The sequence below is a fragment of the Rhodococcus sp. P4_C10 genome, assembly GCF_056402135.1.
Window position 1 is genome coordinate 1 of the sequence record NZ_JBFUHZ010000038.1, and the last position, 23,773, is coordinate 23,773.

19 protein-coding genes and 2 pseudogenes are annotated in these 23,773 nt (G+C 69.4%); 7 read left to right on the forward strand and 14 right to left on the reverse strand.

What is annotated here, in order from left to right:
• The 11 genes and pseudogenes from AC1DWC_RS20785 to AC1DWC_RS20835 form a co-directional block, all read right to left on the reverse strand.
• A pseudogene (locus AC1DWC_RS20785) lies at positions 1-291 on the reverse strand (hypothetical protein); the annotation flags it as partial.
• A 206-nt stretch (positions 292-497) separates the two neighbouring features.
• Positions 498-1,760: a cytochrome P450 gene (locus AC1DWC_RS20790; RefSeq protein WP_477911090.1), complete on the reverse strand. Its 1,263-nt coding sequence runs from the start codon at positions 1,758-1,760 to the stop codon at positions 498-500.
• Between the two features lie 23 nt (positions 1,761-1,783).
• A complete protein-coding gene (locus AC1DWC_RS20795) occupies positions 1,784-3,415 on the reverse strand; it encodes an acyl-CoA synthetase (protein WP_477911092.1) in 1,632 nt (543 codons plus the stop codon).
• Between the two features lie 24 nt (positions 3,416-3,439).
• A complete protein-coding gene (locus AC1DWC_RS20800; RefSeq protein WP_477911094.1) occupies positions 3,440-4,702 on the reverse strand; it encodes a hypothetical protein in 1,263 nt (420 codons plus the stop codon).
• Complete coding sequence (locus tag AC1DWC_RS20805) at positions 4,696-5,247, reverse strand: Cif family virulence factor (protein WP_477911096.1); 552 nt, start codon at positions 5,245-5,247, stop codon at positions 4,696-4,698. The genes AC1DWC_RS20800 and AC1DWC_RS20805 overlap by 7 nt, the downstream gene beginning before the upstream one ends.
• Positions 5,248-5,294: 47 nt before the next feature.
• On the reverse strand, positions 5,295-5,489 hold the full coding sequence (locus tag AC1DWC_RS20810) for a ferredoxin (RefSeq protein ID WP_477911098.1): 195 nt from the start codon (positions 5,487-5,489) through the stop codon (positions 5,295-5,297).
• On the reverse strand, positions 5,486-6,865 hold the full coding sequence (locus AC1DWC_RS20815) for a cytochrome P450 (protein WP_477911100.1): 1,380 nt from the start codon (positions 6,863-6,865) through the stop codon (positions 5,486-5,488). Before AC1DWC_RS20815 ends, AC1DWC_RS20810 begins: the two co-directional genes overlap by 4 nt.
• An 8-nt stretch (positions 6,866-6,873) precedes the next feature.
• A complete protein-coding gene (locus tag AC1DWC_RS20820) occupies positions 6,874-7,668 on the reverse strand; it encodes an SDR family oxidoreductase (RefSeq protein WP_477911102.1) in 795 nt (264 codons plus the stop codon).
• Positions 7,668-8,885: a cytochrome P450 gene (locus AC1DWC_RS20825; RefSeq protein WP_477911104.1), complete on the reverse strand. Its 1,218-nt coding sequence runs from the start codon at positions 8,883-8,885 to the stop codon at positions 7,668-7,670. Before AC1DWC_RS20825 ends, AC1DWC_RS20820 begins: the two co-directional genes overlap by 1 nt.
• Before the next feature lie 4 nt (positions 8,886-8,889).
• Entirely contained in the window at positions 8,890-9,459 is a 570-nt protein-coding gene (locus AC1DWC_RS20830; protein ID WP_477844598.1) for a TetR/AcrR family transcriptional regulator, read from the reverse strand.
• Positions 9,460-9,561: 102 nt separating this feature from the next.
• Entirely contained in the window at positions 9,562-10,419 is an 858-nt protein-coding gene (locus AC1DWC_RS20835; protein ID WP_477911106.1) for a mycofactocin-coupled SDR family oxidoreductase, read from the reverse strand.
• Between the two features lie 270 nt (positions 10,420-10,689).
• On the opposite strand from AC1DWC_RS20835, the gene AC1DWC_RS20840 reads away from it, so the two are divergent.
• From AC1DWC_RS20840 to AC1DWC_RS20865, 6 genes and pseudogenes are all read left to right on the forward strand, one after another.
• Positions 10,690-12,162, forward strand: a complete 1,473-nt coding sequence (locus tag AC1DWC_RS20840; RefSeq protein WP_477911108.1) for an aldehyde dehydrogenase — start codon at positions 10,690-10,692, stop codon at positions 12,160-12,162.
• A 33-nt stretch (positions 12,163-12,195) separates the two neighbouring features.
• Positions 12,196-12,945: an SDR family oxidoreductase gene (locus AC1DWC_RS20845; protein WP_477911110.1), complete on the forward strand. Its 750-nt coding sequence runs from the start codon at positions 12,196-12,198 to the stop codon at positions 12,943-12,945.
• A pseudogene (locus AC1DWC_RS20850) lies at positions 12,942-13,842 on the forward strand (NAD(P)-dependent oxidoreductase). The gene AC1DWC_RS20845 and the pseudogene AC1DWC_RS20850 overlap by 4 nt, the downstream one beginning before the upstream one ends.
• A 77-nt stretch (positions 13,843-13,919) precedes the next feature.
• Positions 13,920-14,276 carry a carboxymuconolactone decarboxylase family protein gene (locus tag AC1DWC_RS20855; protein WP_477911134.1) on the forward strand — a complete coding sequence of 119 codons (357 nt, stop codon included), beginning with the start codon at positions 13,920-13,922 and terminating at the stop codon, positions 14,274-14,276.
• A gap of 57 nt (positions 14,277-14,333) precedes the next feature.
• Positions 14,334-15,800, forward strand: a complete 1,467-nt coding sequence (locus AC1DWC_RS20860) for an FAD-dependent oxidoreductase (protein ID WP_477911112.1) — start codon at positions 14,334-14,336, stop codon at positions 15,798-15,800.
• Positions 15,801-15,828: 28 nt separating this feature from the next.
• Positions 15,829-16,776 (forward strand): pyridoxamine 5'-phosphate oxidase family protein, encoded by a 948-nt coding sequence (locus AC1DWC_RS20865; protein ID WP_477911114.1) that lies wholly within the window; start codon positions 15,829-15,831, stop codon positions 16,774-16,776.
• A gap of 16 nt (positions 16,777-16,792) precedes the next feature.
• On the opposite strand, the gene AC1DWC_RS20870 is transcribed toward AC1DWC_RS20865, so the two are convergent.
• On the reverse strand, positions 16,793-17,653 hold the full coding sequence (locus AC1DWC_RS20870; protein WP_477911116.1) for an LLM class F420-dependent oxidoreductase: 861 nt from the start codon (positions 17,651-17,653) through the stop codon (positions 16,793-16,795).
• Positions 17,654-18,031: 378 nt separating this feature from the next.
• Here AC1DWC_RS20870 and AC1DWC_RS20875 point away from each other — a divergent pair, with 378 nt between their 5' ends.
• On the forward strand, positions 18,032-21,307 hold the full coding sequence (locus AC1DWC_RS20875) for a protein kinase domain-containing protein (protein ID WP_477911118.1): 3,276 nt from the start codon (positions 18,032-18,034) through the stop codon (positions 21,305-21,307).
• 99 nt (positions 21,308-21,406) lie between these two features.
• On the opposite strand, the gene AC1DWC_RS20880 is transcribed toward AC1DWC_RS20875, so the two are convergent.
• Both AC1DWC_RS20880 and AC1DWC_RS20885 read right to left on the reverse strand, forming a co-directional pair.
• Positions 21,407-21,883 (reverse strand): hypothetical protein, encoded by a 477-nt coding sequence (locus tag AC1DWC_RS20880; protein WP_477911120.1) that lies wholly within the window; start codon positions 21,881-21,883, stop codon positions 21,407-21,409.
• A gap of 22 nt (positions 21,884-21,905) precedes the next feature.
• Positions 21,906-23,657: an acyl-CoA dehydrogenase family protein gene (locus AC1DWC_RS20885; protein WP_477911122.1), complete on the reverse strand. Its 1,752-nt coding sequence runs from the start codon at positions 23,655-23,657 to the stop codon at positions 21,906-21,908.
• Positions 23,658-23,773: the final 116 nt, after the last annotated feature.

Sequence of the window (23,773 nt, forward strand, 5' to 3'; positions counted from 1 at the left end):
GTTGCCGCTGTTCCCGCCGATCGCGCCGCCACCGTTTCCGGAGGACACGCCACCCTGGTTGCCGTTGCCGATGTTGACGCCGCCGATGGCCACGTTGCCGTTGCCGCCCGCACCACCGGTGGCATTGCCACCGTTGCCGGTCTGGGCGTTCCCCGACTGGGCGGTTCCGCCCGCGCCACCCGGTGCGCCCGCACCGCCGTTCGCGTCAGCGGACGCGATGCCCGCTCCGGCGGCCAGGGCGAAGGCGGCGATGGCTGCGGTAGCGAAAGCGCGCTTGATGGTGTTCGACATTGGGTGCTCCTCGTTCGGTGGGGTTGGTCTTGCTCGGTCACACAAGCTTCCGACCTGACGGCCCGCACGGACAGACACCCCAGGTGGCGACACCCTCACCCCCTGCGGTGGCGCTGCACCCCCCTAGATCGGGGTCATCTCACTGACCAGCCACTGGCCGTCGACCAGGTCGAGGCCGACGCGAACCCTGCTCTGTGCCCGGGGCGTCAGTGCGCGACGGGGCACTGACCTCCGTAGTCGACGTCGAATCGCTTGACCCCGTTCAGCCATCCGGACTGCAGGCGACGGGGATCACCGAGCTTCGAGATGTCGGGCATGTGGTCGGCGATCTTGTCGAAGATCAGGTCGATCTCCATCCGCGCCAGGTTGGCGCCGATGCAGTAGTGCGGGCCGGTGCCGCCGAATGCCAGGTGCGGGTTCGGGTCCCGGGTGACGTCGAAGGTGTTCGGGTGCTCGAACACGTCCTCGTCGAAGTTCGCCGACCCGTACAGCAGCACCACCCGCTGGCCCGCCGCGATCGCGGTGCCCCCGATCTGCGTGTCCACCAGCGCCGTCCGCTGCATCGACGTCAGCGGGGACGCCCACCGGATGATCTCGTCGGCGGCCGTCTTCGGCCGGTCCCGCTTGTAGAGCTCCCACTGCTCGGGGTTCTCCATGAACGCGATCATCCCGAGTGTCGTGGCGTTGCGGGTGGTTTCGTTTCCGGCCACGGCGAGCATGATCACGAAGAACCCGAACTGCTCTGCGGTCAGCGCGTCGCCGTCCACGTCGGCGTGCACGAGCCGCGAGATGATGTCGTCCGCCGGGTCCGCTCGGCGCGCCTCCGCCAGCTGGTAGGCGTAGCCGAGGATCTGCGCCGACGCCATCCGGGACGCACCGGCGAGTGTTTCGTCGTCGTACCCGGTCATCTGGTTGGACCAGTCGAACAGTTGCTCCCGGGCGTCATCCGGCACCCCGAGCAGCTCCGAGATCGCCTGCATCGGGAGCTCGCTCGCCACCTCCCGGACGAAGTCGCCGCGTCCGTTCACGACGGCCTCGGCCGCGATCGTCTCGGCGCGCGCGGTGAGCTCCGCCCGCATCGACTCGACCGCCCGCGGGGTGAACAGTCGCGAGACCAGCTTGCGCAGCTGCGTGTGCTCGGGCGCGTCCTTGTTGATCAGGACGTGTTTGGTCGCCTCGAGTTCCTCCGCGGTGATGTTGTCCTCGTGCCGCGGAATGCACCCGTTCACGTTGCTGGAGAATTCCTCCGGTCGCAACGAGACATCCCGTACGTCGGCGTGCCGGGACACCACCCAGCACCCACCGTCGTGGAATCCCCCCGTTCCCGGCGCCTGCTCGTTCCACCACACCGGTGCACTGCGACGCAACTGCGCGAACTCCTCGAACGGCACCCGGTCGCCGTACAGCTTCGGGTCGGTGACGTCGAAGCCTGGCGGCAGATCGAGTTTCGGAACCTTCAACTCGCTCATGGCTGGGGCCTTTCGGTGGGATGTCAGTCGATCCGGTGATCGGGTGCGTGGGCGGTCGCGTGGCCGCGGGCCCACCGGTACTCCGGCTTGCCGCTGGGTGTCCGCTCGACCTCGGGCACGATCCAGAAGGACCGCGGAATCTTGTATCCGGCCAGCTGGCTACGGGCGTGCTTCTCGATGCCCTCGAAGTCGGGCAGGCCGTCGCGGGCCCGCATCACGACGGCGACCCGGCTGCCCCAGCGCCCGTCGGGGACACCGACCACGATCGCGTCGTACACGTCGGGGTGAGCCTTGACCACCGCCTCGACCTCCTCGGCGAACACCTTCTCGCCGCCGGTGTTGATCACCATGTTGCCGCGTCCGAGCAGGGTGACGGAGCCGTCGTCCTCGATCCGGGCGCGGTCGCCGGTGACCACCGCCCGCGCGGGTCCGGCGGTGGTGTGCACCTGACGGAAGATCTCGGCGGACTTGGCCGGGTCGTTGTAGTACCCCAGGGGCACCGGTCCGATCTTCGCCAGCCAGCCCTCGGCGCCGGACCCCGGTGCCTGCACCCGGTCCTCGTCGTCCACGACCACCGTGTGACGGTGCTTGCCCACCTTCGGACCACCCCGCTGGTCGAGGCCATTGGTGGCGAAACCGATTCCCCCGAAACCGGTTTCGGAAGACCCGACCGAATCCGAGATGAGCAGGTCCGGGAGGACCTCGAAGAAGGCGTCCTTGACCGAACCGGAGAACAGGGCGGCACCCGAGGCCACCACCGACAGGCTGGAGGTGTCCACCGCGCTGGCGCGCAGTGCCTCGACCAGTGGTCTGCCCATCGCGTCGCCGGTGATGACCATCGCCGTCGGACGATGCCGGCCGACGAGTTGCCAGGTTCGGGCGGCGTCGAACTTCGGGTCGTAGATCACCGCGTTGCCCGCGAGCAGCGCGGTGAACGTCGGCATCAGCGCCGAGGTGTGGATCAGGGGCGGCAGGATCAGCATCCGCATCGGCTCGCCGGCCGCCCCGGTGCGGGACTGCTGGAACTCGTCGAGGATCGGTTCACCGGTGAAGAAGTCCAGGCCGCCGGCGAGCACCCGCCACATGTCCTCCTGACGCCACACCACGCCCTTGGGCCGGCCAGTGGTGCCGCCGGTATAGAGGATGTAGACGTCGTCGCCACTGCGCCGGCCGAACCCACGCGCCGGGCCGGCCGCCGCGAGCGCGTCCTCGTAGCGGACCGCACCGGGGCGGACGGGGCTCGGCTCCGTGGCGAGCACGTCCGGCACCTCGACCAGGTGCCGGATTCGTGGGGCCCCGGGCAGCGCCTCGGCCACCGGTCCGGCGAATCCCGCGTGGAACACCAGCGCATCGAGGTCGGCGTTGTCGTAGAGGTACACCAGCTCGTCGGTGGTGTACCGGTAGTTCACGGTGATGGGCACGGCCCGGACCTTGAAGGCCGCGAGCACGGCGACCATCGTCTCGATCGAGTTGTGCATGTGGATGCCGATGTGGCTGCCTGCGCCGAATCCGGAGGTCTCGAGGTGGTGGCCCAGGCGGTTGGCACGCTCGTCGAGGTCCCGGAAGGTGACCTCCTCCCCCGAGGCGATCAGGGCGATGCGGTCCGGCATCGCGTCGACGGCGTGCTCAAACAGGTCCGCGAACGTGTAGGCCATGCAACGTCCTTCGGGGTCGGCCGCTCACACCACGTAGAGCGGCAACGGAATTCCGCGGTCTTCGAAGACAAATCCCGCGCCGGTGCTGACCTTGGTGATCGCCACCTCGACGCATTCGGGTGCCGGCTCGGCGTCGGTGTCGACGGCGACGAGCAGACCGGCCGGGCCCTCGCTCACGACCCGCACCGTGAAGTGCGGGTTCACCCCGCGCACCAGCGCCTGCAACGGCTCCAGGTGGTCGCCGTCGACGAGCGTCGGCCACCCGCCGTCTGCGTCGACCGGGCCGCGGCGACCGATCCACAGCTCGAGACGGTCGCCGCCGAACCGGATCTCGCTGTCCACGTACTGCCTCGGGTTGAGCAGCGGGTGCAGCGAGAGCACGGCCGCCAGCCCCTCGAGGTCGGACGGCAGGCCGAGTGCGTCGCGGATGCGCTGCGCGGCCACACCGGCGATGCCGGTCAGCTGTTTGCGGGTGATCTCCAGGACCTTGCCCTCGGGGGCCCGCTTGCGCACCGCGACGAGGAATCCGAGCGCGAGCAGGTGGTGCTGCAGGCACACCTCCTCGGCGATCCGCACCAGCGCCGAGGAGGAGAAGTCCGAGAACCTGACGTCGGCGAGCAAGGGTCCCGAGTAGTCGTGGGCGCCGTCCCCGTCGGCCTCGATCGGGCTCAGCTCCACCGCATTGGCCGCAGTGCGACCGATCTGCTCCGTGTGCGGCTCCATCACAGGCGGCACGTGGGCCGGGTCGATGACCACCGTCCACGCGCAGTGGGGGTGCCGGTCGGCGGGCCGGCGCGGCGGCCGGTGGATCGGCCGTACCTGGGCGTGCGGGTTGGTGGCGAGCGCGGTCGCGTCGAAGGTCGGGTCCTCGATGTCGTGACACATCGCGGTCACGTACTCGTCCCCCAGCGGTTCGACGTCCATCAGTGCGCCGCAGTGGTCCAGCCAGAACTCGCCGCGCTGCGGGTCGTCCACCCGGTAGCGGAAGTCCATGAACTGCGGCGGCGCCCCGATGTCGAGCTGCAGTCCCTTGAAGATGGTCACCACGGTGTCGCCCTCGTAGCGCAGCGCCTTCTGCATGCGGCGGGTGTACCAGGGGCTCGACGCCTGCCACTCCTCGACGGCGACCTGCGCCATGCCCTCGCGACCGAATTCCACGATCAGATGGGCCATTCCGGAGCGGTCGATGAGCTGGCCGCAGAGCAGCAGTTCGGGGACCAGCGTGGCCAGGTCACGCCGGGACAGGTCGGCGAACGAGTGCTGGGGCCGCGTCACCGGGCTCACCACAACGGAACCGGAGCCTTGCCGGCCGGGTACCAGCCGGGCAGTCGCTCGCCGGACACGGACCGCTGGATCCGAGACTGCATGCCGGTCGAGAGTGCGTTGTCCTGGATCATCTCCATGAACAGCGCGGAGACGTTGCCGAAGTCGAAGAAGTCCCGCTGCCAGGACCACTGGAAGTTGCCGCCGTACCGGAACCAGCTGCCGCCGATGCCGTGCACCGCGTAGCTGCTGCCGTCGGCGCGGGTGGCGTCCGAGACCTGCTTCCACAGGCCGATCACGTTCCCGCTGCGCTCGTCGACGACGAAGTCCTGGTACGGGTACTGCCAGCCCTCGAGCCCGTTCATCTCCAGGCCGAGGGCCACCTCCCGGATCTCTTCGCGCCCGACGGCCATGAAGTCCTGCTTCGGCCCGTAGTTCCAGCCGTAGGTCGCATCCTCGGTGTACATGTCCGCCAACGGCTTCCAGTCGCCGGCGGCCTCGGCCCGCTTGTTCTCGTCAATCCAGCGCTGAACCATCTCGTCGAGCTCGGCGCGGTCGAATCCGGTCATCGTCAATCGTCTCCCTCGAGTGTGTGTGGATGGTGGCGTGGTGCTCGTCAGCCCTCCGCGATGCGCAGCGCCCGCGTCGGGCAGTACCGGACGGCGTTCTCCACGTCGGCGCGCAGCGATTCGGGGGGTGCGGCGTCGAGGATCGTGACCTGTTCCCGGTTCGGCACCGCGAACACGTCCGGGGCCTCCATCTCGCAGGCCGCGTGCCCCTGGCACAGGTCCAGGTCCACTTCGACTCTCATCGCGACCTCCTGCGGTAGCGCACCCGGCACGGCTGTTGCAGTTGGACGACCATCTTGCTGTGGTCGTTGCGGTACGTCTCGGGAGGCTGTGCCATCTCGAACTCGTAGTCCCGCAGCAGAATCGAGAAGATCGCCTTGAGCTGCATCTGCGCGAACGCCGCCCCGACGCACCGGTGCCTGCCCGCGCCGAACGGGATCCACGTCCACCGGTTGACGATGTCCTCCTGGTTCGGGTCGAGGTAGCGGCCCGGGTCGAAGTCGTCGGGTCGCGGGAAGTCCTCCGGGATCCGATTCGAGATCGCGGGCGTCGCCGCCACCAGATTGCCCTCGTGGATCTGGTACCCGCCGACCTCGAAGTCCCCGCGCGCCACCCGCAACAGGATGATCAGCGGCGGGTGCAGGCGGAGCGTCTCCTTGACCACCGACTCGAGTACCGGGATCTGGCGCAGCGCATGGAAGCTGATGTCCGCGCCGTCGGAGTAGAGCTCGTCGAGTTCGGTCACCACCCTCGTCATCACGTCGGGGTGGCGGAGCAGTTCGATCAGCGACCAGGCCGCGGTGCCGGAGGTGGTGTGGTGACCGGCGAACATCATCGAGATGAAGATGCCGGTGATCTCGTCGGCGCTGAACCGCAGCTCGCCGTTCTCGTCCTTGACGGACACCAGCACGTCGAGCATGTCGCGGTCGGCGCGGCCCTGCGGCGGGCTCGTGATCCGCCCGTCCATGATCTCCTGCACCAGCGCGACCAGCGCGACCCTCGCCTCGTCTCGGCGCCGGAAGCTGTCGACAGGCGCGTACGGGTCGACGAAGGCGATCGCGTCGGTGCCCTGTTCCAGCTCGTGGTACAGCTTGGCGAACCGGTCGTCGAGCTGGTCGCGGAACTTCTTGCCGATCAGGCAGGCCGACGAGGTGTAGATGGTCAGCTCGGCGAAGAAGTCGAGCAGGTCGATCTCGCCCTCGTCGTCCCAGCCCGCGACCATCGCCTCGACCTCGTTGCCGATGGTGGCGGCGTGGCCCTTCATCTGCTCGCCCCGCAACGCCGAGTTGTGCAGCATCTCCTTGCGCCGCTCGGGGCTGGCGTCGAAGACCACACCCTCGCCGAAGATCGGCTTCATGAACGGGTAGGCGGCCTGCTGGTCGAGGTCCTCGTCGGTGGAGCGGAAGAAGAACTCGTTGGCCTCGGCGCCGGCGAGCAGCACCACGTCACGGTCGGCAAGCCGGAAGATCCCCACGTCGCCGCACTCCTCGCGCACCCGGCGCATCAGCGCGATCGGATCCGTGCGCAGCTCCTCGAGGTGCCCGTGCTCGTGCTCGCCACCGGACACCCGCGGCGGATCCGGCAGTGTCGTCGGCTTCTCCTGCACTCCGTGTGTCATGCCGTCTCCTAGGAGGTGGTGGTCGGGAGCGGGTCGAGGGGCGCCTCGGGCTGTACCTCGACGAGGACCAGGTGCGCGCCGCGCGGTGCGGTCACCACCGCCACGACGGCATTGGCCAGGTCGGAGGCGCGCAGGAAGTAGCCGTGCCGCGCAAAGCCCCACTTGGTCCAGAGCTCGGCGACCGGGGCGAGGATCTCGGGGGTGGAATCCATCCCCATCCCGGTGAAGGTGGGTCCGGGCCGCACGACGGACGCGCGAATCCCGGTGCCCTCGAGCTCCATTCGCATCTGCCGCCCCATCGCCTCGAGACCGGCCTTGGCCGCGTCGTACGCGCCCATACCGGGCCGTGGCCGATCGGCGCAGTCGGAGCCGATCATCACGAAGTCACCGCGCCGGCGTTCGCGCATTCCGGGCAGTACCCGGTGGGCCAGGCGCTGCGCCCCCACCAGGTGCACGTCGATCTGCCTGGCGAAACTGACCGGGTCCATCTGGTCCGCGGTGCCGAACTCGAGGTCGCCGGCTCCCGAGACCACGATCTCGCCGGGACCGAGCGCCTGCTCCGCGGCCGTGACGAACGCGTCCACCGAGTCGTTGTCGGTGACGTCGAGGAAGTACGCGAACGCCTCTCCCCCGCCGCCGCGAATCTTCTCGGCAATCGCCTCGCTCTGCTCGACCCGCCGGGCGCCGAGAGCGACGGGGTGACCGAGCTCGGCGAGCGCACAGGCGGTGGCCTCGCCGATCCCCGAGGACGCGCCGCTGATCAGCGCGGGCCGCCTGGCGGGATGGGGTTCGAATCTGGGCATCAGCGCACCTGCACCTTCACCGGCAGGGTGGCGAAGCCCCGCACGTTGGTCGAGTGGACGCGCTCGATCCCGGACTCGTCGACCTCGAACCCGGACACCTGTCGGGCGAACTCGGCGAGCGCGATGTTCGTCTCCAGCCGGGCCAGGTGGGCACCGAGACAGAAGTGCACGCCGCCCCCGAAGCTGGCCAGCTTGGTGGTCGAACTCCGGCCGATCTGGTACTCGTCGGCGTCCTCGAAGACGTCGGGGTCACGGTTGGCCGAGCCGACCAGGAGGAGCATCTTCTCCCCGGCGGGCACCGCCTCGCCGTAGTACTCGAGATCCTCCGTGGTGGTCCGCGCGATGATCTGGCTCGACGTGTCGTAGCGCAGGGTCTCCTCCGTCCACTGCGACACGTCGGCGGACCCCCGGCCCGCCTCGTCCAGGAGCGGAGCGACCTGGTCGGGATTGCGGGCGCCCCAGTAGAGCGCATTGCCCAGCAGCTTGGTGGTGGTCTCGTTGCCCGCCACCACCATCAGGAACATGAACCCGAGGATCTCCGCGTCGGACAGCTTGTCCCCGTCGATCTCCGCGTCGAGCAGCGCCGAGGTGAGGTCCTCGGTGCGCGAGCGCCGACGCTGCGCAATCATGTCCTTGTAGTAGGTCATCAGTGACATCGAGGACTCCACCGCGGCCGGCGGGACGTCCTGCACGCCGTCCTCCCGGTGCACCACCAGGTCCGCCATCCGGCGCAGCTCGGCGCGGTCGGGCTCCGGCACACCCATCAGCTCGGAGATGACGTCCATCGGCAGCTTGCCCGCGAAGTCCGAGATCGCGTCGAACTGCCCCGCCGCGAGCGCCGGAGCCAGGTGCAGCCTGGCCAGTTCCTGGATGCGACCGTCCAGTTCCGCCACCCGGCGTGGGGTGAATCCGCGAGAGACCAACTGCCGCAGCCGCATGTGCCTCGGATCGTCCATCGCGAGGAACGACATCACGTAGTGGGCGTGGGGACCGTAGGCCGCCGGGTCGAGCGAGACGCCGTTGGCGCTGGACAGGCGCCGACCGTCCTTGAACGCCTCCACGACATCGCGGTGCCGCGAGAGCGCCCAGAACCCGAGGTCCGGGTTGTGGTAGATCGGCGACTCCTCCCGAAGCCGTTTGTAGACGGGGTAGGGATCGTCGTGGAAGTGGTAGTCGTACGGGTTGAAGACCACCGGGTCGATCAGGGCTTCGGTCATGGAATCACTCCAGAATCATTGTGGCGGAACGCTCGAGCCGATCGGCGAGCTGCTCGTAGGAGCCGTATCCCATGCCGGCGCGGAGCAGTGCGCCGGCATAGAGGAGTTCGAGTGTCTCCAGCACGTCGGGGTCGTGTCCCGCACCCAGCGCGCCCTCCAGGCGCCCCCGGATCTCGAGGCCGATCCGGCCGCGCAGGTGCTCGACGTCGGGATCGCCGCCGAGCAGGGCGTTGGTGACGGCGGCGGACAGGCCGGGCTCGTCCGCCAGCAGGAGCGCGATGTCACGAAGCACCGCGACCACCCGACCGGTGCGGCCGGAGTCCGAGGGCTCGGGCCGGGGCGAGCGCGAGAGCCGGCGCCAGAACACCTCGGCCACCAGGTGTTCCTTGGAAGAGAAGTAGGTGTAGGCGGTGGCGGGACCGACACCGGCACGTGCGGCGACGGTACGCACCGTCAAGCCAGCGAAGTCCTCCTCGCGGAGCACCTCGACCGCGGCCGCGCACAGCCTGTCGACGGTGTCGGCCTGCTTGGGGGTCAGGCGCCGGCGGGTGGACTCGAAACTTTGACTAGACACATGTCCAGACACTACTACAGTTTGAGATCCGGAACCATCCCGGCGGGCGGTGCCCCGGCCCGTCTCGCTCGTCGTCACGGCTGGTCAGCAGGGCGGCGCGCCCTACAGTCCGATCTTCATGCCGGCGCCGCCGTCGACGCGCAACTGCTGCCCGGTCACGTACCGGGACTCGTCCGAGGCGAGGTACAGCACCGCGTGCGAGATGTCCTCGGGCTCGACCCACGGAATCGGCATGGCCTGCATGAACGGGAATGTCACCGCCGCGTCCTCGGCGGTGGGACTCTCGAGGTCCGGGCGGAACGTCTTGTACATCGGCGGACTCTGCAGCATGTCGGTGTTGCAGTTGGTCGGATGGATCGCGTTGACGCGGATCGAGCTGGGGCCGAGGGTCAGCGCGAGCGAACTCGTGTACGTCGCGATCATCTTCTTGGCCAGCCCGTACCCGTCCCCGCCCGGCCCCTGGAGCGCCTGCTGGCCGTTGATTCCGGTCTGCGGCACCAGGCCGGCGACCGACCCGATCGCGATGATCGACGCCCCCGCCCCCAGGTGCGGCATCGCCGCGTGCACGGTGTTGACGACGCCGACGAAGTCCACGTCGAACGCGTCGACAAAACCCATGATCGGAATGTGGTTGCCCAGCGGGCAGATCCCGGCATTGGCCACCACGATGTCGAGCCCGCCGAGTTCGGCCACCGCCTCGGCCAACCGCGACTCCATCGCCGCCCTGTCCCGGACGTCGACCTTGGCGGCGACCACCCGGCGGCCGGTCTTCTCGACCATCTTCGCAGTGTCGGCGAGATCCCCCTCACCGGCGAGCGGGTACTCGTTGGTGCCGATGTCCTCGCAGAGGTCGAAGGCGATGACGTCGGCCCCCTCCTCGGCCAGCCGGACCGCGTGGCTGCGGCCCTGCCCCCTGGCGGCGCCGGTGACGAACGCGACCTTGCCTGCAACTCGACTCATTGCATCTCCCTTCGAACGAACGAACAGGGAACGGTGATCGGGCACACCCTGCGCCCACCCGCGGACACCGAAGGACCGCGGGTCCCGCGAGCGATGGCGACCGTCCCGGCAACGACCTTCCGGGTGTCTCAGCGGTGTGACGAAGAGTAGGCACGAAGTCCCTCGTTTGTCGATAGCGATTTCGAAATCTATTCTGCCCGAAACTCATTGCGCGTGACATCTGTGCGAACTATAGTCCAGACACCTGTCCAGATACGGAAGGGTTTGCGCATGACGCTCCGACCAGCCGACAGCTCGGCACTGCTCGTCGACGGAAAGCTGCTTCCGGGGTCCGGGGGCACCTTCGAGGTCCTCAACCCCGCCACCGAAGAGTTCATCGGCCACGCCGCCGAGGGCACCTCCTCGGACATGGACGCCGCAATCGGGGCCGCGCGACGCGCGTTCGACACCACCGACTGGAGCCGCGACCACGCCTTCCGCGCCCGGTGCCTCCGGCAGCTCTGCGACGCGCTGCAGTCCCACCTCGAGGAGCTGCGCGAGATCACCATCGCCGAGGTCGGCGCCCCCGCCCTGCTCACCAGCGGACCCCAGCTCGAGGGACCGATCGGCGACCTGCGGTACTGGGCCGACCTGGCCGAAAGCTACTCCTGGGAAACCGATCTCGGCACCGCCACACCGATGGGCATCGCCACCGGACGTCGGGTGTTCAAGGAGGCAGTCGGCGTGGTCGGCGCGATCACCCCCTGGAACTTCCCGCACCAGATCAACTTCGCCAAGCTCGGCCCGGCCCTGGCCGCCGGCAACACCGTCGTGCTCAAGCCCGCGCCCGACACTCCGTGGTGCGCCGCGCTGGTCGGGAAGGTGATCGCCGAGGAGACCGACATCCCGCCCGGCGTGGTCAACGTCGTCACCTCCACCGACCACCGGATCGGCGCCCAACTCGCCGAGGACCCGCGCGTCGACCTGGTCTCGTTCACCGGATCCACCGCGACCGGGAAGGCCGTGATGCGGGCCGCGGCGGACTCGCTGAAGAAGGTGTTCCTCGAACTCGGCGGCAAGTCCGCCTTCATCGTCCTCGACGACGCCGACGTCAAGGCCGCCAGTTCCTACGCGGCCTTCTCCGTGTGCATGCACGCGGGTCAGGGGTGCGCGCTGACCACCCGGCTGCTGGTCCCACGAGCGCACTACGACGAGGCCGTGGCGGCGACCGCCAAGACCATGGCCGGCATCCGGCCCGGTGATCCCACGAACCCCGGAACCGTGTGCGGCCCACTCATTTCCGCTCGCCAGCGGGACCGCGTGGAGGGCTACCTGCGGCTCGCGGTCGAGGAGGGCGGCACCCTCGTCACCGGCGGCGGGCGCCCCGCCGACTTCGGCCGCGGATTCTTCGTCGAGCCGACGCTGATCGCCGGCCTGGACAACTCCGCCCGTGTCGCGCAGGAGGAGATCTTCGGTCCCGTGCTCGTCGTCCTGCCGCACGACGGCGACGACGACGCCGTGCGGATCGCCAACGAGTCCCCGTACGGACTCTCGGGCGCGGTCTGGGGCACGGACCCCGAACGGGTCGGCCGGGTGGTTGCGGGCGTCCGCACCGGAACCCTGAGCGTCAACGGCGGCGTCTGGTACAGCGCCGACGCGCCATTCGGCGGCTACAAGCAGTCCGGAATCGGACGCGAGATGGGCGTCGCCGGCTTCGAGGAGTACCTGGAGACCAAGCTCGTCGCCTCCCCCGCATCCGCGTAGTTCATTCCACGACAGAAGAAGGCAGGACATCCCATGGGACGTTTCGACGGACGCACCGCCATCGTCACCGGCGCGGCGCAGGGCATCGGCGAGGGGTACGCGAGGGCGCTGGCCGCCGAGGGCGCCAACGTGGTGGTCGCGGACCTGAACCGCGAACTCGGCGAGACCGTGGCCAAACAGATCGCCGCGGACGGCGGCAGCGCGGTCTTCAAGGAGGTCGACGTCGCGGACGGCGCGTCGACCCAGGCGCTGGCCGACTTCACCATCGAGAAGTTCGGCGGCATCGAGCACCTGGTCAACAATGCCGCGATCTACGGCGACATGAAGATCGACTCCCTGCTGACCGTCGACTGGGACTACTACCGCAAGTTCATGTCCGTGAACATGGACGGCGCGCTGCAGGTCTGCCGGGCCGTGGTCCCGCACATGCGCGCGAACGGCGGTTCGATCGTGAACCAGTCCTCCACCGCCGCCTGGCTGTACTCGAACTACTACGGCCTGGCGAAGGCCGGGGTCAACAGCCTCACCCAGCAGCTCGCCACCGAACTCGGCTGGTCGAACATCCGCATCAACGCGATCGCGCCCGGCCCGATCGACACCGAGGCCACCCGCACCGTCACCCCCGGCAACATCGTCAAGGACATGGTCAAGCGAATTCCGCTGCAGCGCATGGGAACCACCGACGACCTGGTCGGCATGTGCCTGTTCCTGCTCTCCGACGAGGCGGGCTGGGTCACCGGCCAGATCTTCAACGTCGACGGCGGACAGGTCTACCGGTCATGACCGCGGCAGCCACCGACACGACGCTCGGCTACATCGGACTGGGCAACATGGGCGCGCCGATGGCCGAACGGCTGCTCGACTGGCCGGGCGGCCTGGTGGTCTGCGACGCCCGCCCCGAGGCCGCCGAGCCGTTCACGGCGGCCGGGGCACGCGGCGCGGCCACCGCGGCCGCCGTCGCCGCCGAGGCCACGGTGATCTCGGTGACCGTGCTCGACGACGCCCAGGTCCGCGACGTGGTCGCCGGCCCGGACGGCATCCTGTCCACCGCGCGGGCGGGGACGGTGATCGCGGTGCACTCCACGATCTCGGACGTCACCGCGGTCGAACTCGCCCGGACCTGCGCCGAGGCGGGCGTCCACCTGATCGACGCACCGGTCAGCGGCGGCGCACCCGGCGCCCAGCAGGGTCGCCTCGCGGTGATGGTCGGCGGTCCGGAGGAGGCGTTCGCCGCGGTCCGCGAGCCGTTCGGCCGGTTCGCCGAACTGGTGGTCCACGCCGGCGACGTCGGCGCGGGAACGCGGATGAAGCTGGCCCGCAACCTGCTCCACTTCATCTCGTTCACCGCCGCCACCGAGGCGCAGCGACTCGCCGAGGCCGCCGGCCTCGACATCCGCACCCTCGGCAAGGTGGGTCCGGCACACCGACGCCATCACCGGCGGCGCCGGGGCGATCATGCTGCGCGAGACCACCGCCCCGGTCGCCGAGTCCGACGGCTGGTTCTCGATCCTGAGCCACGTCCGCAACCTCGGCGAGAAGGACCTCGCCCTCGCCCTCGACCTCGGCGCGCGCCTGGGCGTCGACCTTCCGCTGGCGCTGCGCGCCCTGGCCGGACTGGGTCCGGGGCTCGGCGTCGGCACCGGAACCATCGCAGAATCCACCGCCAAGGAGAACGCATGACCGACCAGAACGGCTCAGACCCCACCGAGGCCCGCAAGCGCGGCGTTGCCATGATGAATCAGGTGTACGGCTGGGAGATGCCGTCCAACGTGCCCGGCGACTTCTTCGCCGTGACCGCGGACCACCTGTTCGCCGACATCTGGACCCGGCCGGGCCTGAGCCTGCGCGACCGGCGCCTGCTGCTGCTCGGCGCGATCACCGCGCAGGGGCAGGGCGACGTCGCGAAGATCCAGCTCAATGCGGCGTTGCAGAACGAGGAGCTCACCGAGCAGCAGTGCGAGGAGGCCGCGATCTTCCTGTGCCACTACGTCGGCTGGCCGCTGGGCACCGGGCTGAACAACGCCCTCGTCGCCGTGAAGGCCGACCGGCGCAGGGCCGCCCGGGAGGCAGAGCAGGCGGCGGCCGCGGAGTCCGCCGATTCGCCCACGGGCTGAGGCCGCAACAGAAATACTGCACTGAAGGCAACAACTCTCGAGAGAAGGACCCGATCCATGGCCGAGGCCACCCCCATCCGCCCGCTGTCCGTCGACCAGGTGCAGACCTGGGATCACGAGGCCGACGTGGTGATCGCCGGGTACGGCATCGCCGGCGTCAGCGCCGCAATCGAGGCCGCCCGGGCCGGCGCCGACGTGCTGGTGCTCGAGCGAACCAGCGGATGGGGTGGCGCGGCCGCCCTCGCCGGCGGCTTCATCTACCTCGGCGGGGGCACCCCGCTGCAGCAGGCGCTCGGGTTCGAGGACTCCCCCGAGAACATGAAGGCGTTCATGATGGCGGCGCTGGGCCCCGGCGCCGACGAGGAGAAGATCACCGACTACTGCAACGGCAGCGTCGAGCACTACAACTGGCTCGTCGACAACGGTGTGCCGTTCAAGGAGAGCTTCTACGGCCAGCCCGGCTGGGAGACCCCCTACGACGACGGACTGATGTACTCCGGCGGCGAGAATGCCGCACCCTTCAACACCGTCGCCACCCCTGCCCCTCGCGGGCACGTGCCGCAGATGACCGGCAAGCGCACCGGCGAGAAGGGCGGCGGCTACATGCTGATGAAGCCGCTGGTCGAGACGGCCGAAGAGCTGGGCGTGCGTCACAAGTACGACATGCGGGTGCAACGACTGATCGTCGACGGCAACCAGGTCGTCGGCATCGTCGCCAAGCACTACGGCAAGGAGCTCGCGATCCGGGCCCGCACGGGTGTGGTGCTGGCCACCGGCAGCTTCGCCTACAACAAGGACATGGTGCAGGCGTTCGCCCCGCACCTGATCGGCAAGCCCGGCGCCTCGATCGAGGAGCACGACGGCAAGGCGATCCAGATGGCACAGGCCATCGGCGCGGACCTGGCACACATGGATGCCACCGAGGTCGCGTTCTTCGGCGAGCCGCAGTTGATGGCCCGCGGCATTCTCGTCAACGCCCGCGGTCAGCGGTACGTCAACGAGGACACCTACCCCGGCCGGGTCGGCCAGGAGACGCTGCTGCGCAACGGCAACCAGGCGTACCTCATCATCGACGAGGCGGCCTACGAGGAGGGCTGCGCGGCGGACAGCTCCACCCCCTTCTTCCGGTTCCAGCCGAAGTGGGTCGCCGAGACGGTCGAGGAGCTCGAGTCCGACATGGGGCTGCCGGCGGGCACCCTGCAGTCCACCGTCGAGGTCTACAACCGGCACGCCGCGAACGGCGAGGACCCGGTGCTCGGCAAGAAGGCTGAGTGGTGCAAGCCGATCGGCTCCCCCGTCGCGGCGCTGGACCTGCGCAACTGCACCGCCGGGTTCACCCTCGGCGGCCTGCGCACCACGATCAACTCCGAGGTGCTGCACGTATCGGGTGAGCCGATCCCCGGCCTGTTCGCCGCCGGCCGCTGCACGTCCGGTGTGTGCGCGGGCGGCTACGCGAGCGGGACCTCGCTGGGCGACGGCAGCTTCTACGGTCGCCGGGCCGGGATCTCCGCTGCCAAGGGCTAGGCGGCTACTGCGCGAGTAGCCTCGACACATGCCGGTCATGTGGTCGGACGACGTCGACGAGATCATCGGCGGCGACCTCACCTGCGGTCTCGCCTGTCTCACCCCGGCGGGCGGGGCGGTGGTGACGTCGGTGTCGCCGTTCGGGATACGCGATCGCAAACTGGGCACGGTCGGCTTCACCACCTCGCTCGGCTTCGGCCGCAAACTCGAGCACATCAGGGACGATCCGCGGGTCGCGCTGGCCTTCCACGCCCGCGAACACGGCGTCGGTGACCGCCCCGACCCGCGGTTCGTCCTCGTCCAGGGCGAGGCCCGATTCGACCCACACCCCGACCGCACGACGCTCGACGAGATCGGCACCGTCTCGGAGCCGTTCATGGGCGCACCGAAGACGGGACGGTTCTGGGGCCGGTGGCTGCACGCGTACTACGAGGACCGGGTGCTGGTGACGGTGACCGTGACCCGGGTCCTCAGTTGGCCCTCGTCGAACGCGGACGGTGAGCCCGAAGTGTTCGGAGCACCACGGCCCGAGGTCCCCGCCGCGCCGCAGTCGCCACCGAAGAAGGGCACCGGCCCGCGGGTGGACGCGGCGAGAACCGGCGAGCGGGCCAAGCGGCTCCCCCACCTGCTGCTCGCCTACCGCGACGCGGATCGGTACCCGGTGGTCGCGCCGGCCGGGGTGATCGACGCCGACGCCGACGGTGTCCGGCTGCGGGTGCCCGCCTGGGTGCCGCCCGGCGGCCGCCGCGCCGGGCTGCTCGCACACTCCTACCGGGCCCAGCTCGTCGGCCTCGAGTCCCGCCAGAACACCGGCTGGCTCGAGGTCACCGGCACCGAGGCGCACTACGCGCCGCACACCGAGTTCGGCTTCCGCGCACCCGCGAACAAGACCATCCTGCTGCTCGCCAACGGCCTCCTTGCCCGGCGCGGGCTGGCCAAGGCCCGCAAGGAGGGTCGGGTTCAGGCTCTGGGCTGAACCCGCCCACCGCGGGTCAGCGCGCGACCGGCGTCCGGTCCAGCTTGCCGGCGAGCCTCTCCAGGTAGGCCACGACCTCGGCCTCGGGCTTGTCGGGTACCCCGAACACGACCTCGGTGACGCCGAGGTCCTCCCAGCGCGCGAGCCGCTCCGGGTCGGGCTTGCCCGCCAGCACCACGATCCGGGGCGCGCCCTCGCGGCCGGCCTCCGTCCAGATGCGTCGCAGCAACAGCACGTTGTCGTCGATGTCCTGCTCGATCGGGGTGGTCATCCAGCCGTCGGCGGAACGCGCGATCCACTTGAAGTTCTTCTCGTTGCCCGCGGCCCCGACCACGACGGGGACCCGCGGCTGCTGAATCGTCTTGGGCCACGCCCAGCTTGGACCGAACTTCAGGAACTCGCCGTCGAACTCGGCCTCCTGCTGCGACCACAGCGCCTGCATGCCCTCGAGGTACTCGCGCAGCATGGTCCGGCGCCGGCCCGTCGGGACACCGTGGTCGGTGAGCTCGTCGAGGTTCCAGCCGTACCCGACGCCGAGGATCACCCGGCCGCCGGAGAGGTGGTCGAGGGAGGCGACGGTCTTGGCGAGGGTGATCGGGTCGTGTTCGACGGGCAGTGCCACCGCGGTGCCGAGGCTGATCCGCTCGGTCACCGAGCAGGCCGTCGCCAGCGCCACCCACGGGTCGAGGGTGCGCATGTACCGGTCGTCGGGCAGCGTCTCGTCACCGGTCTGCGGATGGGCGGCGTCACGGCGGGCCGGGATGTGGGTGTGCTCGGGCACGTAGAACGAGTCGAAGCCACAACGTTCCGCGGCCGCGGCGGCCGAGGCCGGCGTGATCCCACGATCACTCGTGAACAGCGTGATACCGAATTTCACCGTAGGTCTCCCTTGCGCCGTCTGCGAGCACTCGAATCAGACCGAGACTATTAGCTGGACAGCTGTTTGCCAAGGTGTCCAGACCGATCGGTCTCGATCCCAGATCTAGAACTCGTTCACCGGACGCTGCAAGGGCCGGGACCAGCCACGCGATCCTGTCCCCCGCCAGCAACATGACACATGTTCCGACGTTCACGAAGCCACCCCCGACGGTGCGCTTCGTCGCATGCGGCGTCCAGCCGTTGCCGGGTGGCAGTATGGGATTCCAGAGGCCTGCCGGGCAGTGTCCCGGTCGGCCACGACGTTCCGGGATCTGCCGTGAGGTGAGTGCCGTGCCCCATCGTCGAGGACGCCACACGCGGCGGATCGGCATGACCGATGGCCGGTGACGATCCGTTCGCGACCCAGCGCGGTGCGCCCCCGTCGGTGACGCCGGAACTCGCCGCCGCCGGGTTCACCGGTGCGACGGAGATCGGGCGCGGCGGCTTCGGCGTCGTCTATCGCTGCACGGAGGCGACTCTGGACCGCACCGTGGCCGTGAAGGTGCTCACCGCCGACCTCGACGAGGAGAATCGGACGCGCTTCGTCCGGGAACAGCGGGCGATGGGCCGGCTCACCGGGCACCCCAACATCGTCAACGTCCTGCAGGTCGGGACCACCGCGAGCGGACTTCCCTACCTCGTGATGCCCTATCACGCGCAGCGTTCGCTGGACGTGCGCATCCGCGACCACGGCCCGCTGTCGCTCGAGCAGGCGCTGCAACTCGGCGTGAAGCTGGCAGGCGCGGTGGAGTCCGCGCACCGGCTCGGCATCCTGCACCGCGACGTCAAACCGGCGAACGTCATCCTCACCGACTACGGCGAGCCGGCGCTCTCCGACTTCGGCATCGCACACGTCCCCGACGGGTTCGAGACCTCCACCGGCACGTTCACCGCCACCCCGGCCTTCACTGCGCCCGAGGTCCTGGGCGGTGGCCCGCCCAGCGCCGCAGCGGACGTGTACGGGATCGGTGCCACGGTGTTCTGCGCCCTCACCGGCCACGCGGCCTTCGAACGCCGCACCGGCGAGCAGGTCGTCGCGCAGTTCCTGCGCATCACCTCGCAGCCCGTTCCGAACCTGCGCGAACTCGACATTCCCGACGACGTCGCCGCCGCCATCGAGCGCGCCGTGACCGCGGATCCGGACGCCCGCCCCACGGCCGCACAGCTCGGCGACGAGCTGCGTGAGATCCAGTTCCGCCATGGTTTACCCGTCGACGAGATGGCCCTGCAATCCGGAGCCGTTTCGAAGAGCGGCGATCGTCGTCCCTCGACGAGTGGCCGGGTCCCGCCGACCGGGCCGTCGACGCGGGGCCGGAAGGGAAACCTGCCGGCGGAACTGACGAGCTTCGTCAACCGTCGCAGCGAACTGACCGAGGCCAAGGAGATGCTGTCTTCCTCCCGGCTGGTGACGCTCACCGGCATCGGTGGCGTCGGGAAGACCCGCCTCTCGCTGCGGATCGCGACGAGCGTCCAGCGCGCCTTCCGCGACGGGGCGTGGCTGGTCGAACTGGCCGACCTCCACGACGAGTCGCTGGTGGTCGGCGTGGTGGCGTCCGCACTCGGACTGCAGTCCTTCTCGCGCGATCCGCTGCAGACGGTCCTGGCGGAGTTCCTCGAGCCGCGCCAGATCCTGCTGGTGCTCGACAACTGCGAGCAGGTGATCGACGCGGTCGCGGCCCTCGCCGACACGCTGCTCAGGCACTGCCCCGAGCTGCGCATCGTGGCCACCAGCCGGGAAGCCCTCGCCATCGGCGGGGAGGCGACGCTGCGGGTTCCGCCGCTCAGCGCCCCTGCCCCCGACCGTCAGCTCGACCTGGGGGCACTGCCCAGCTACGACGCGGTGACCTTGTTCGCCGAACGCGCCGCCGCGGTCATTCCGGAGTTCGCAATCACCGAGGACAACATGGCCGCCGTGGCCGGGATCTGCCACCGGCTCGACGGGTTGCCGCTGCCGATCGAACTGGCGGCTGGACGATTGGCTGCACTGTCACCGGAACAGATCCTGCAACGGCTCACCGACCGCTTCGCGCTCCTGACCCGTGGCGGACGCACCGCCCCGTCGCGGCAGCAGACCCTCCGGCTTTCCGTCGACTGGAGCCACGAGTTGTGCACGCCCGAGGAGCAGCAACTGTGGGCTCGAGTGTCCGTGTTCGCGGGCAGCTTCGAGCTCACCGCGGTGGAGCAGGTCTGCGGCGCCGACCTGACGCCGGGCGCGCTGCTCGACCTGGTTGCGTCGCTGGTGGAGAAGTCGATCCTGATCCACGAGGAATCGGCGACGGCGGGGCGGTACGGGCTCCTGGACACCATCCGCGAGTACGGCCTCGAGAAGCTGGCTGAGTCCGGCGAGTACGCGCAGATGCGGCGACGCCACCTGAATTGGTACGAGCGCCTGGCGCTCAGGGCAGAAGCCGACTGGATAGGACCCCGCCAGCTGGACTGGATCGCCCACCTGAAACTGGATCAACAGAACTTTCGTGAGGCGCTGGACTCCAGCATGGCGGAGCCGGGTGAGGTGGCGGTCGGCCTGCGCATCACCGCCGCCCTCTACCCGTTCTGGCTCATCAGCGGGCAGATCAACGAGGGCGCCCGCTGGACCGAACGACTGCTGACCGTCGAGAGGGTCCCGCGCGGACCGGAGTGGGTCCGAGCCGTGAGCCTCGGTGCGGCTCTCAACGGGTTTCGGAGCGACATCGAGACCGGAGCCGAATGGGTCGGATGGGCGCGCGCGGCGGCAGCAGACACGGACGATCCGGACGCCGCCACGACCGCGCTGTACGCCGCCGGTGTTCTGGCATTGGGCGCCAATGACATATCCACCGCCGCAACATATTTCGATGCCGTCCTCGAGGCGTGTCCGCCCGACAACCACCTCCTGCGGGTAATCACCTTGACCGGCGCCGAGGTGGCCAGCGGGCTACTCGGACAACCGGAGCGCGCCGCCGACTACCTCGAACAGGTGCTGGACATCACCGAGCCGCGCGGCGAGCTCGCGTTCCGGTCGTGGGCCGTGCGGACGCTCGGGTTGGCTGTCTGGACGACCGATCCGCAGAGGGCGATCGTGCTGCTGGAGCAGGCATTGCGACTGTCCCGGTCCATCGACAATTCGTTCGGCGCCGCTCCGAGCCTCGAGGGCCTGGCCTGGATCGCCGCGGCCGATGGGGACTACCCAAGGTCCGCGGTGTTGCTGGGCTGCGCGCAGGCCATGCGACTGACGGGGGGCCTGCCGGACATCGCTATCCCGGGCTTGCGCGCACAACACGACGAGTGTGAACGACGGACCCAGGGGGCGCTCGGACAGAAGTCGTACGACGCGAGCTATCGGAAAGGAGCGTCGATGAGCTTCGGGGAGGCCGTCGCGTACGCACTGGCCGAGTCCCCCGATTCCCCCGTGCCGCCTCGGCCTCCGGCCGCCACGGGCAAGACCACCCTGACCCGGCGCGAGCTGCAGGTGGCCGGCCTCGTCGCCGAGGGGCTGACCAACAGCGCCATCGCCGCCAAGCTCGTGATCTCGCAGCGGACCGCCGAGGGACACGTCGAGCACATACTCGCGAAGCTCGGATTCACCTCGCGAGCGCAGATCGCCGCCTGGATGGTCGATCGCAACCAGGGCTGACCGGGCGGGCGACCGCCGAACCGGACGACCAGCGCAATCGCCTCCGACGAGGCCGTCGCGGCGGTCGTCCGGGTGACTTCGGCGAAATCGTCGACGGTCTCAGTCGACGACGATGGTGCCGCGGCCCGGAACGTGCGGGAAGTTCGTGTCGATCTGGACTTCGATCCGCCCGACCCCGGTAGGCGCCGTCATCGGCACCCACAGCCCGTCCGTCGGCGACAGCGGCGTGTCGTCGCCGAGCGGCACCGGCAGCTCCGGGAAAACTCCGCTCGCTCCGGTGTCCAGGTTCTTCCAGCGCAGGGTCACCTCGACGCCGCAGTACGGGGTCTGGAACACGCCCGGAACGAAGGTGAACTCCGGTCGCACCCAGATCGTCGGATTCTGCCCGAAGAAGAGGGCGTTCGGATCGTAGTGGGCGTCCACTGTCCCGACGCACCCGATCGCCCCGCCGCCGAGCGTGTACGTGGGCGAGATCCCCACCGGGTCCGCCGACGACCCGGTCGACGCCGCGGCGGTACCGCCCGTCAGCGACGCCGCCACCGCGACCGACACCACAACTGCCCTGGTAATTTTCATCGTCCCTGCCCCCCAGCCGACGCTACGGCGTCATCACGTAGGCGCCATCGTAGGCGACCACCTGGTCCCACACCCGCGCAAACCGCTGGTCGTCGACCACCGGCTTGCGGATCGCGCCGAGCGCCCACACCTGCTGGGCCGGCGTGGAGGAGGACTTGCCGTGCAGCGCAACGGCGTACCCGGAGAAGTCGCGGACCTGGAAGTCGAAGATCTGGTCGAGCAGGTCGCGGTCGAGTCCGGTGAGCTCGGCCTGCTCGAGGATCAGCTGGCCGTACACCACCAGCGAGAACAGGTGGCCGACGTTGAGCAGGAAGTCCAGGTCCTTCTGCTGCTCGGCGTCCGGGCCGGCGGTGGTGAGCAGCACCTGCAGGGCCCGAGCCTGCTCGAGGAACAGCGCCACGTTGGGGAGGTCGGCGTGCCGCTCGTAGACCGGGACCCAGTCGTGGAACTGGACCTTCGCCGCGCCCCGGGTGGGGCCCTGGTGCCAGAAGAACTCGTCGTCCGCGGCATCGAGGCGGGTGCCGATCTCCGGGTACTCCGCCGGGGCGAAGAGGTAGTTCGGCATGAACTTGAGGATCAGCCCGACGTTCACGTGCACGGTGCCCTCGAGCTTGGGCAGGGTGCCGATCACCTCGACGGCCTCACGGAAGTAGGTGTTCTTCTCGTAGCCCTTGGCGGCGATCACGTCGTGCAGCAGCGCGACCACCCGCTCGCCCTCGGACGTGACCTTGGCCTTGGTCATCGGGTTGAACAGCAGGTAGCGGCGGTCCTCGAGGCTAGCGCTGCGGAAGTAGTCCACCGCGCGGGCACTGAACTGCTTCATCGCGACGAGTCGGCTGTAGGCGTCGACGAAGGCGGCCCGCACGTGGGTGAAGTCGGTGACCGGGTTCCCGTAGAGGATCCTGTTGTGCGCGTGGGTGATCGCCTCGTAGAAGGCGTGCTCGGTGATGCCGATCGAGCCGGTGCACAGGTTGAACTTGCCCACGTTGACGGTGTTGAGCGCGGCCTCGAACGCCTGCACCCCGGTGTGCAGGATGTCCTCCTCGCGGACCGGGTAGTCCTCGAGCCGGAAGGTACTCACGTACATCTGACCGTGGATGACGTTGTCGATCAGCCGGTAGTTCGGGTGCCGGCTGTCCGCGACGAAGAAGACGTAGCCCTCGGGGCCCTCGACGTCGGTGCGGCGTCCGAACACCGACACCATGCCCGCCACGTTGCCGTTGCCGATGTAGTACTTGTCCCCCGTCGCCCGGAACGCGACCGCGTCGTCGCCCGACGCGTCGTCGCCGGCGGCCGGGGTGAGCAGCATGTCGGTGGAGTACACGTCGGCGCCGTGCGCGCGCTCGGACAGGCCGAAGGCCATCACGCCGCCCGCGGTCAGTTCGTCGGCCGCCCGCTGGCGGGCCTTGTCGTTCTCGCTCATCCAGATCGGCCCGAGGCCGAGGATGGTGACCTGCCAGGCGTACCAGTACGCGAGGCCGTAGAAGCCGAAGATCTCGCTCAGTGCGGCATTGCGGGCCGCGTCCCAGCGCCGGTTCGGGTCGTCGCCGCCGAACTCGGCGGGCGTCTGGAAGGTCGCGAAGAGCTTCTCGTCCTTCACGAACTGCAGGAAGTCCGAGACCCACACGGCGTCCAGGTCGTCGGCGAGCAGCCGGTCCTTGCCGCGGTTCTCGAACCAGTCGATGGTCGCGCGCAGCAGTCGCCGGGTCTCCGGGTCGAAGTGCTGCGGGTCGTATGTGCGCGGGTTGAACAGCAGTCCACCGGAGTTCGCCACGGTCACGCCTTTCGTCGGGGTCGAGCCAAACCTACCAGCCAGTAACTTCCGAGTGAAGAGCCATCTCGGGCGACAGCCCTTGTGGCGCACGTCACCCGCCGCTACCCTTTGACACA

What these genes read in the sequence shown, in the direction of transcription:
- AC1DWC_RS20790 (WP_477911090.1), bottom strand. Translation starts at nt 1,760, where the DNA reads ATGAGCGAGTTGAAGGTTCCGAAACTCGATCTGCCGCCAGGCTTCGAC.
- AC1DWC_RS20795 (WP_477911092.1), bottom strand. Translation starts at nt 3,415, where the DNA reads ATGGCCTACACGTTCGCGGACCTGTTTGAGCACGCCGTCGACGCGATG.
- AC1DWC_RS20805 (WP_477911096.1), bottom strand. Translation starts at nt 5,247, where the DNA reads ATGACCGGATTCGACCGCGCCGAGCTCGACGAGATGGTTCAGCGCTGG.
- AC1DWC_RS20810 (WP_477911098.1), bottom strand. Translation starts at nt 5,489, where the DNA reads ATGAGAGTCGAAGTGGACCTGGACCTGTGCCAGGGGCACGCGGCCTGC.
- AC1DWC_RS20815 (WP_477911100.1), bottom strand. Translation starts at nt 6,865, where the DNA reads ATGACACACGGAGTGCAGGAGAAGCCGACGACACTGCCGGATCCGCCG.
- AC1DWC_RS20820 (WP_477911102.1), bottom strand. Translation starts at nt 7,668, where the DNA reads ATGCCCAGATTCGAACCCCATCCCGCCAGGCGGCCCGCGCTGATCAGC.
- AC1DWC_RS20825 (WP_477911104.1), bottom strand. Translation starts at nt 8,885, where the DNA reads ATGACCGAAGCCCTGATCGACCCGGTGGTCTTCAACCCGTACGACTAC.
- AC1DWC_RS20835 (WP_477911106.1), bottom strand. Translation starts at nt 10,419, where the DNA reads ATGAGTCGAGTTGCAGGCAAGGTCGCGTTCGTCACCGGCGCCGCCAGG.
- AC1DWC_RS20840 (WP_477911108.1), top strand. Translation starts at nt 10,690, where the DNA reads ATGACGCTCCGACCAGCCGACAGCTCGGCACTGCTCGTCGACGGAAAG.
- AC1DWC_RS20845 (WP_477911110.1), top strand. Translation starts at nt 12,196, where the DNA reads ATGGGACGTTTCGACGGACGCACCGCCATCGTCACCGGCGCGGCGCAG.
- AC1DWC_RS20855 (WP_477911134.1), top strand. Translation starts at nt 13,920, where the DNA reads ATGCCGTCCAACGTGCCCGGCGACTTCTTCGCCGTGACCGCGGACCAC.
- AC1DWC_RS20860 (WP_477911112.1), top strand. Translation starts at nt 14,334, where the DNA reads ATGGCCGAGGCCACCCCCATCCGCCCGCTGTCCGTCGACCAGGTGCAG.
- AC1DWC_RS20865 (WP_477911114.1), top strand. Translation starts at nt 15,829, where the DNA reads ATGCCGGTCATGTGGTCGGACGACGTCGACGAGATCATCGGCGGCGAC.
- AC1DWC_RS20875 (WP_477911118.1), top strand. Translation starts at nt 18,032, where the DNA reads ATGGCCGGTGACGATCCGTTCGCGACCCAGCGCGGTGCGCCCCCGTCG.
- AC1DWC_RS20880 (WP_477911120.1), bottom strand. Translation starts at nt 21,883, where the DNA reads ATGAAAATTACCAGGGCAGTTGTGGTGTCGGTCGCGGTGGCGGCGTCG.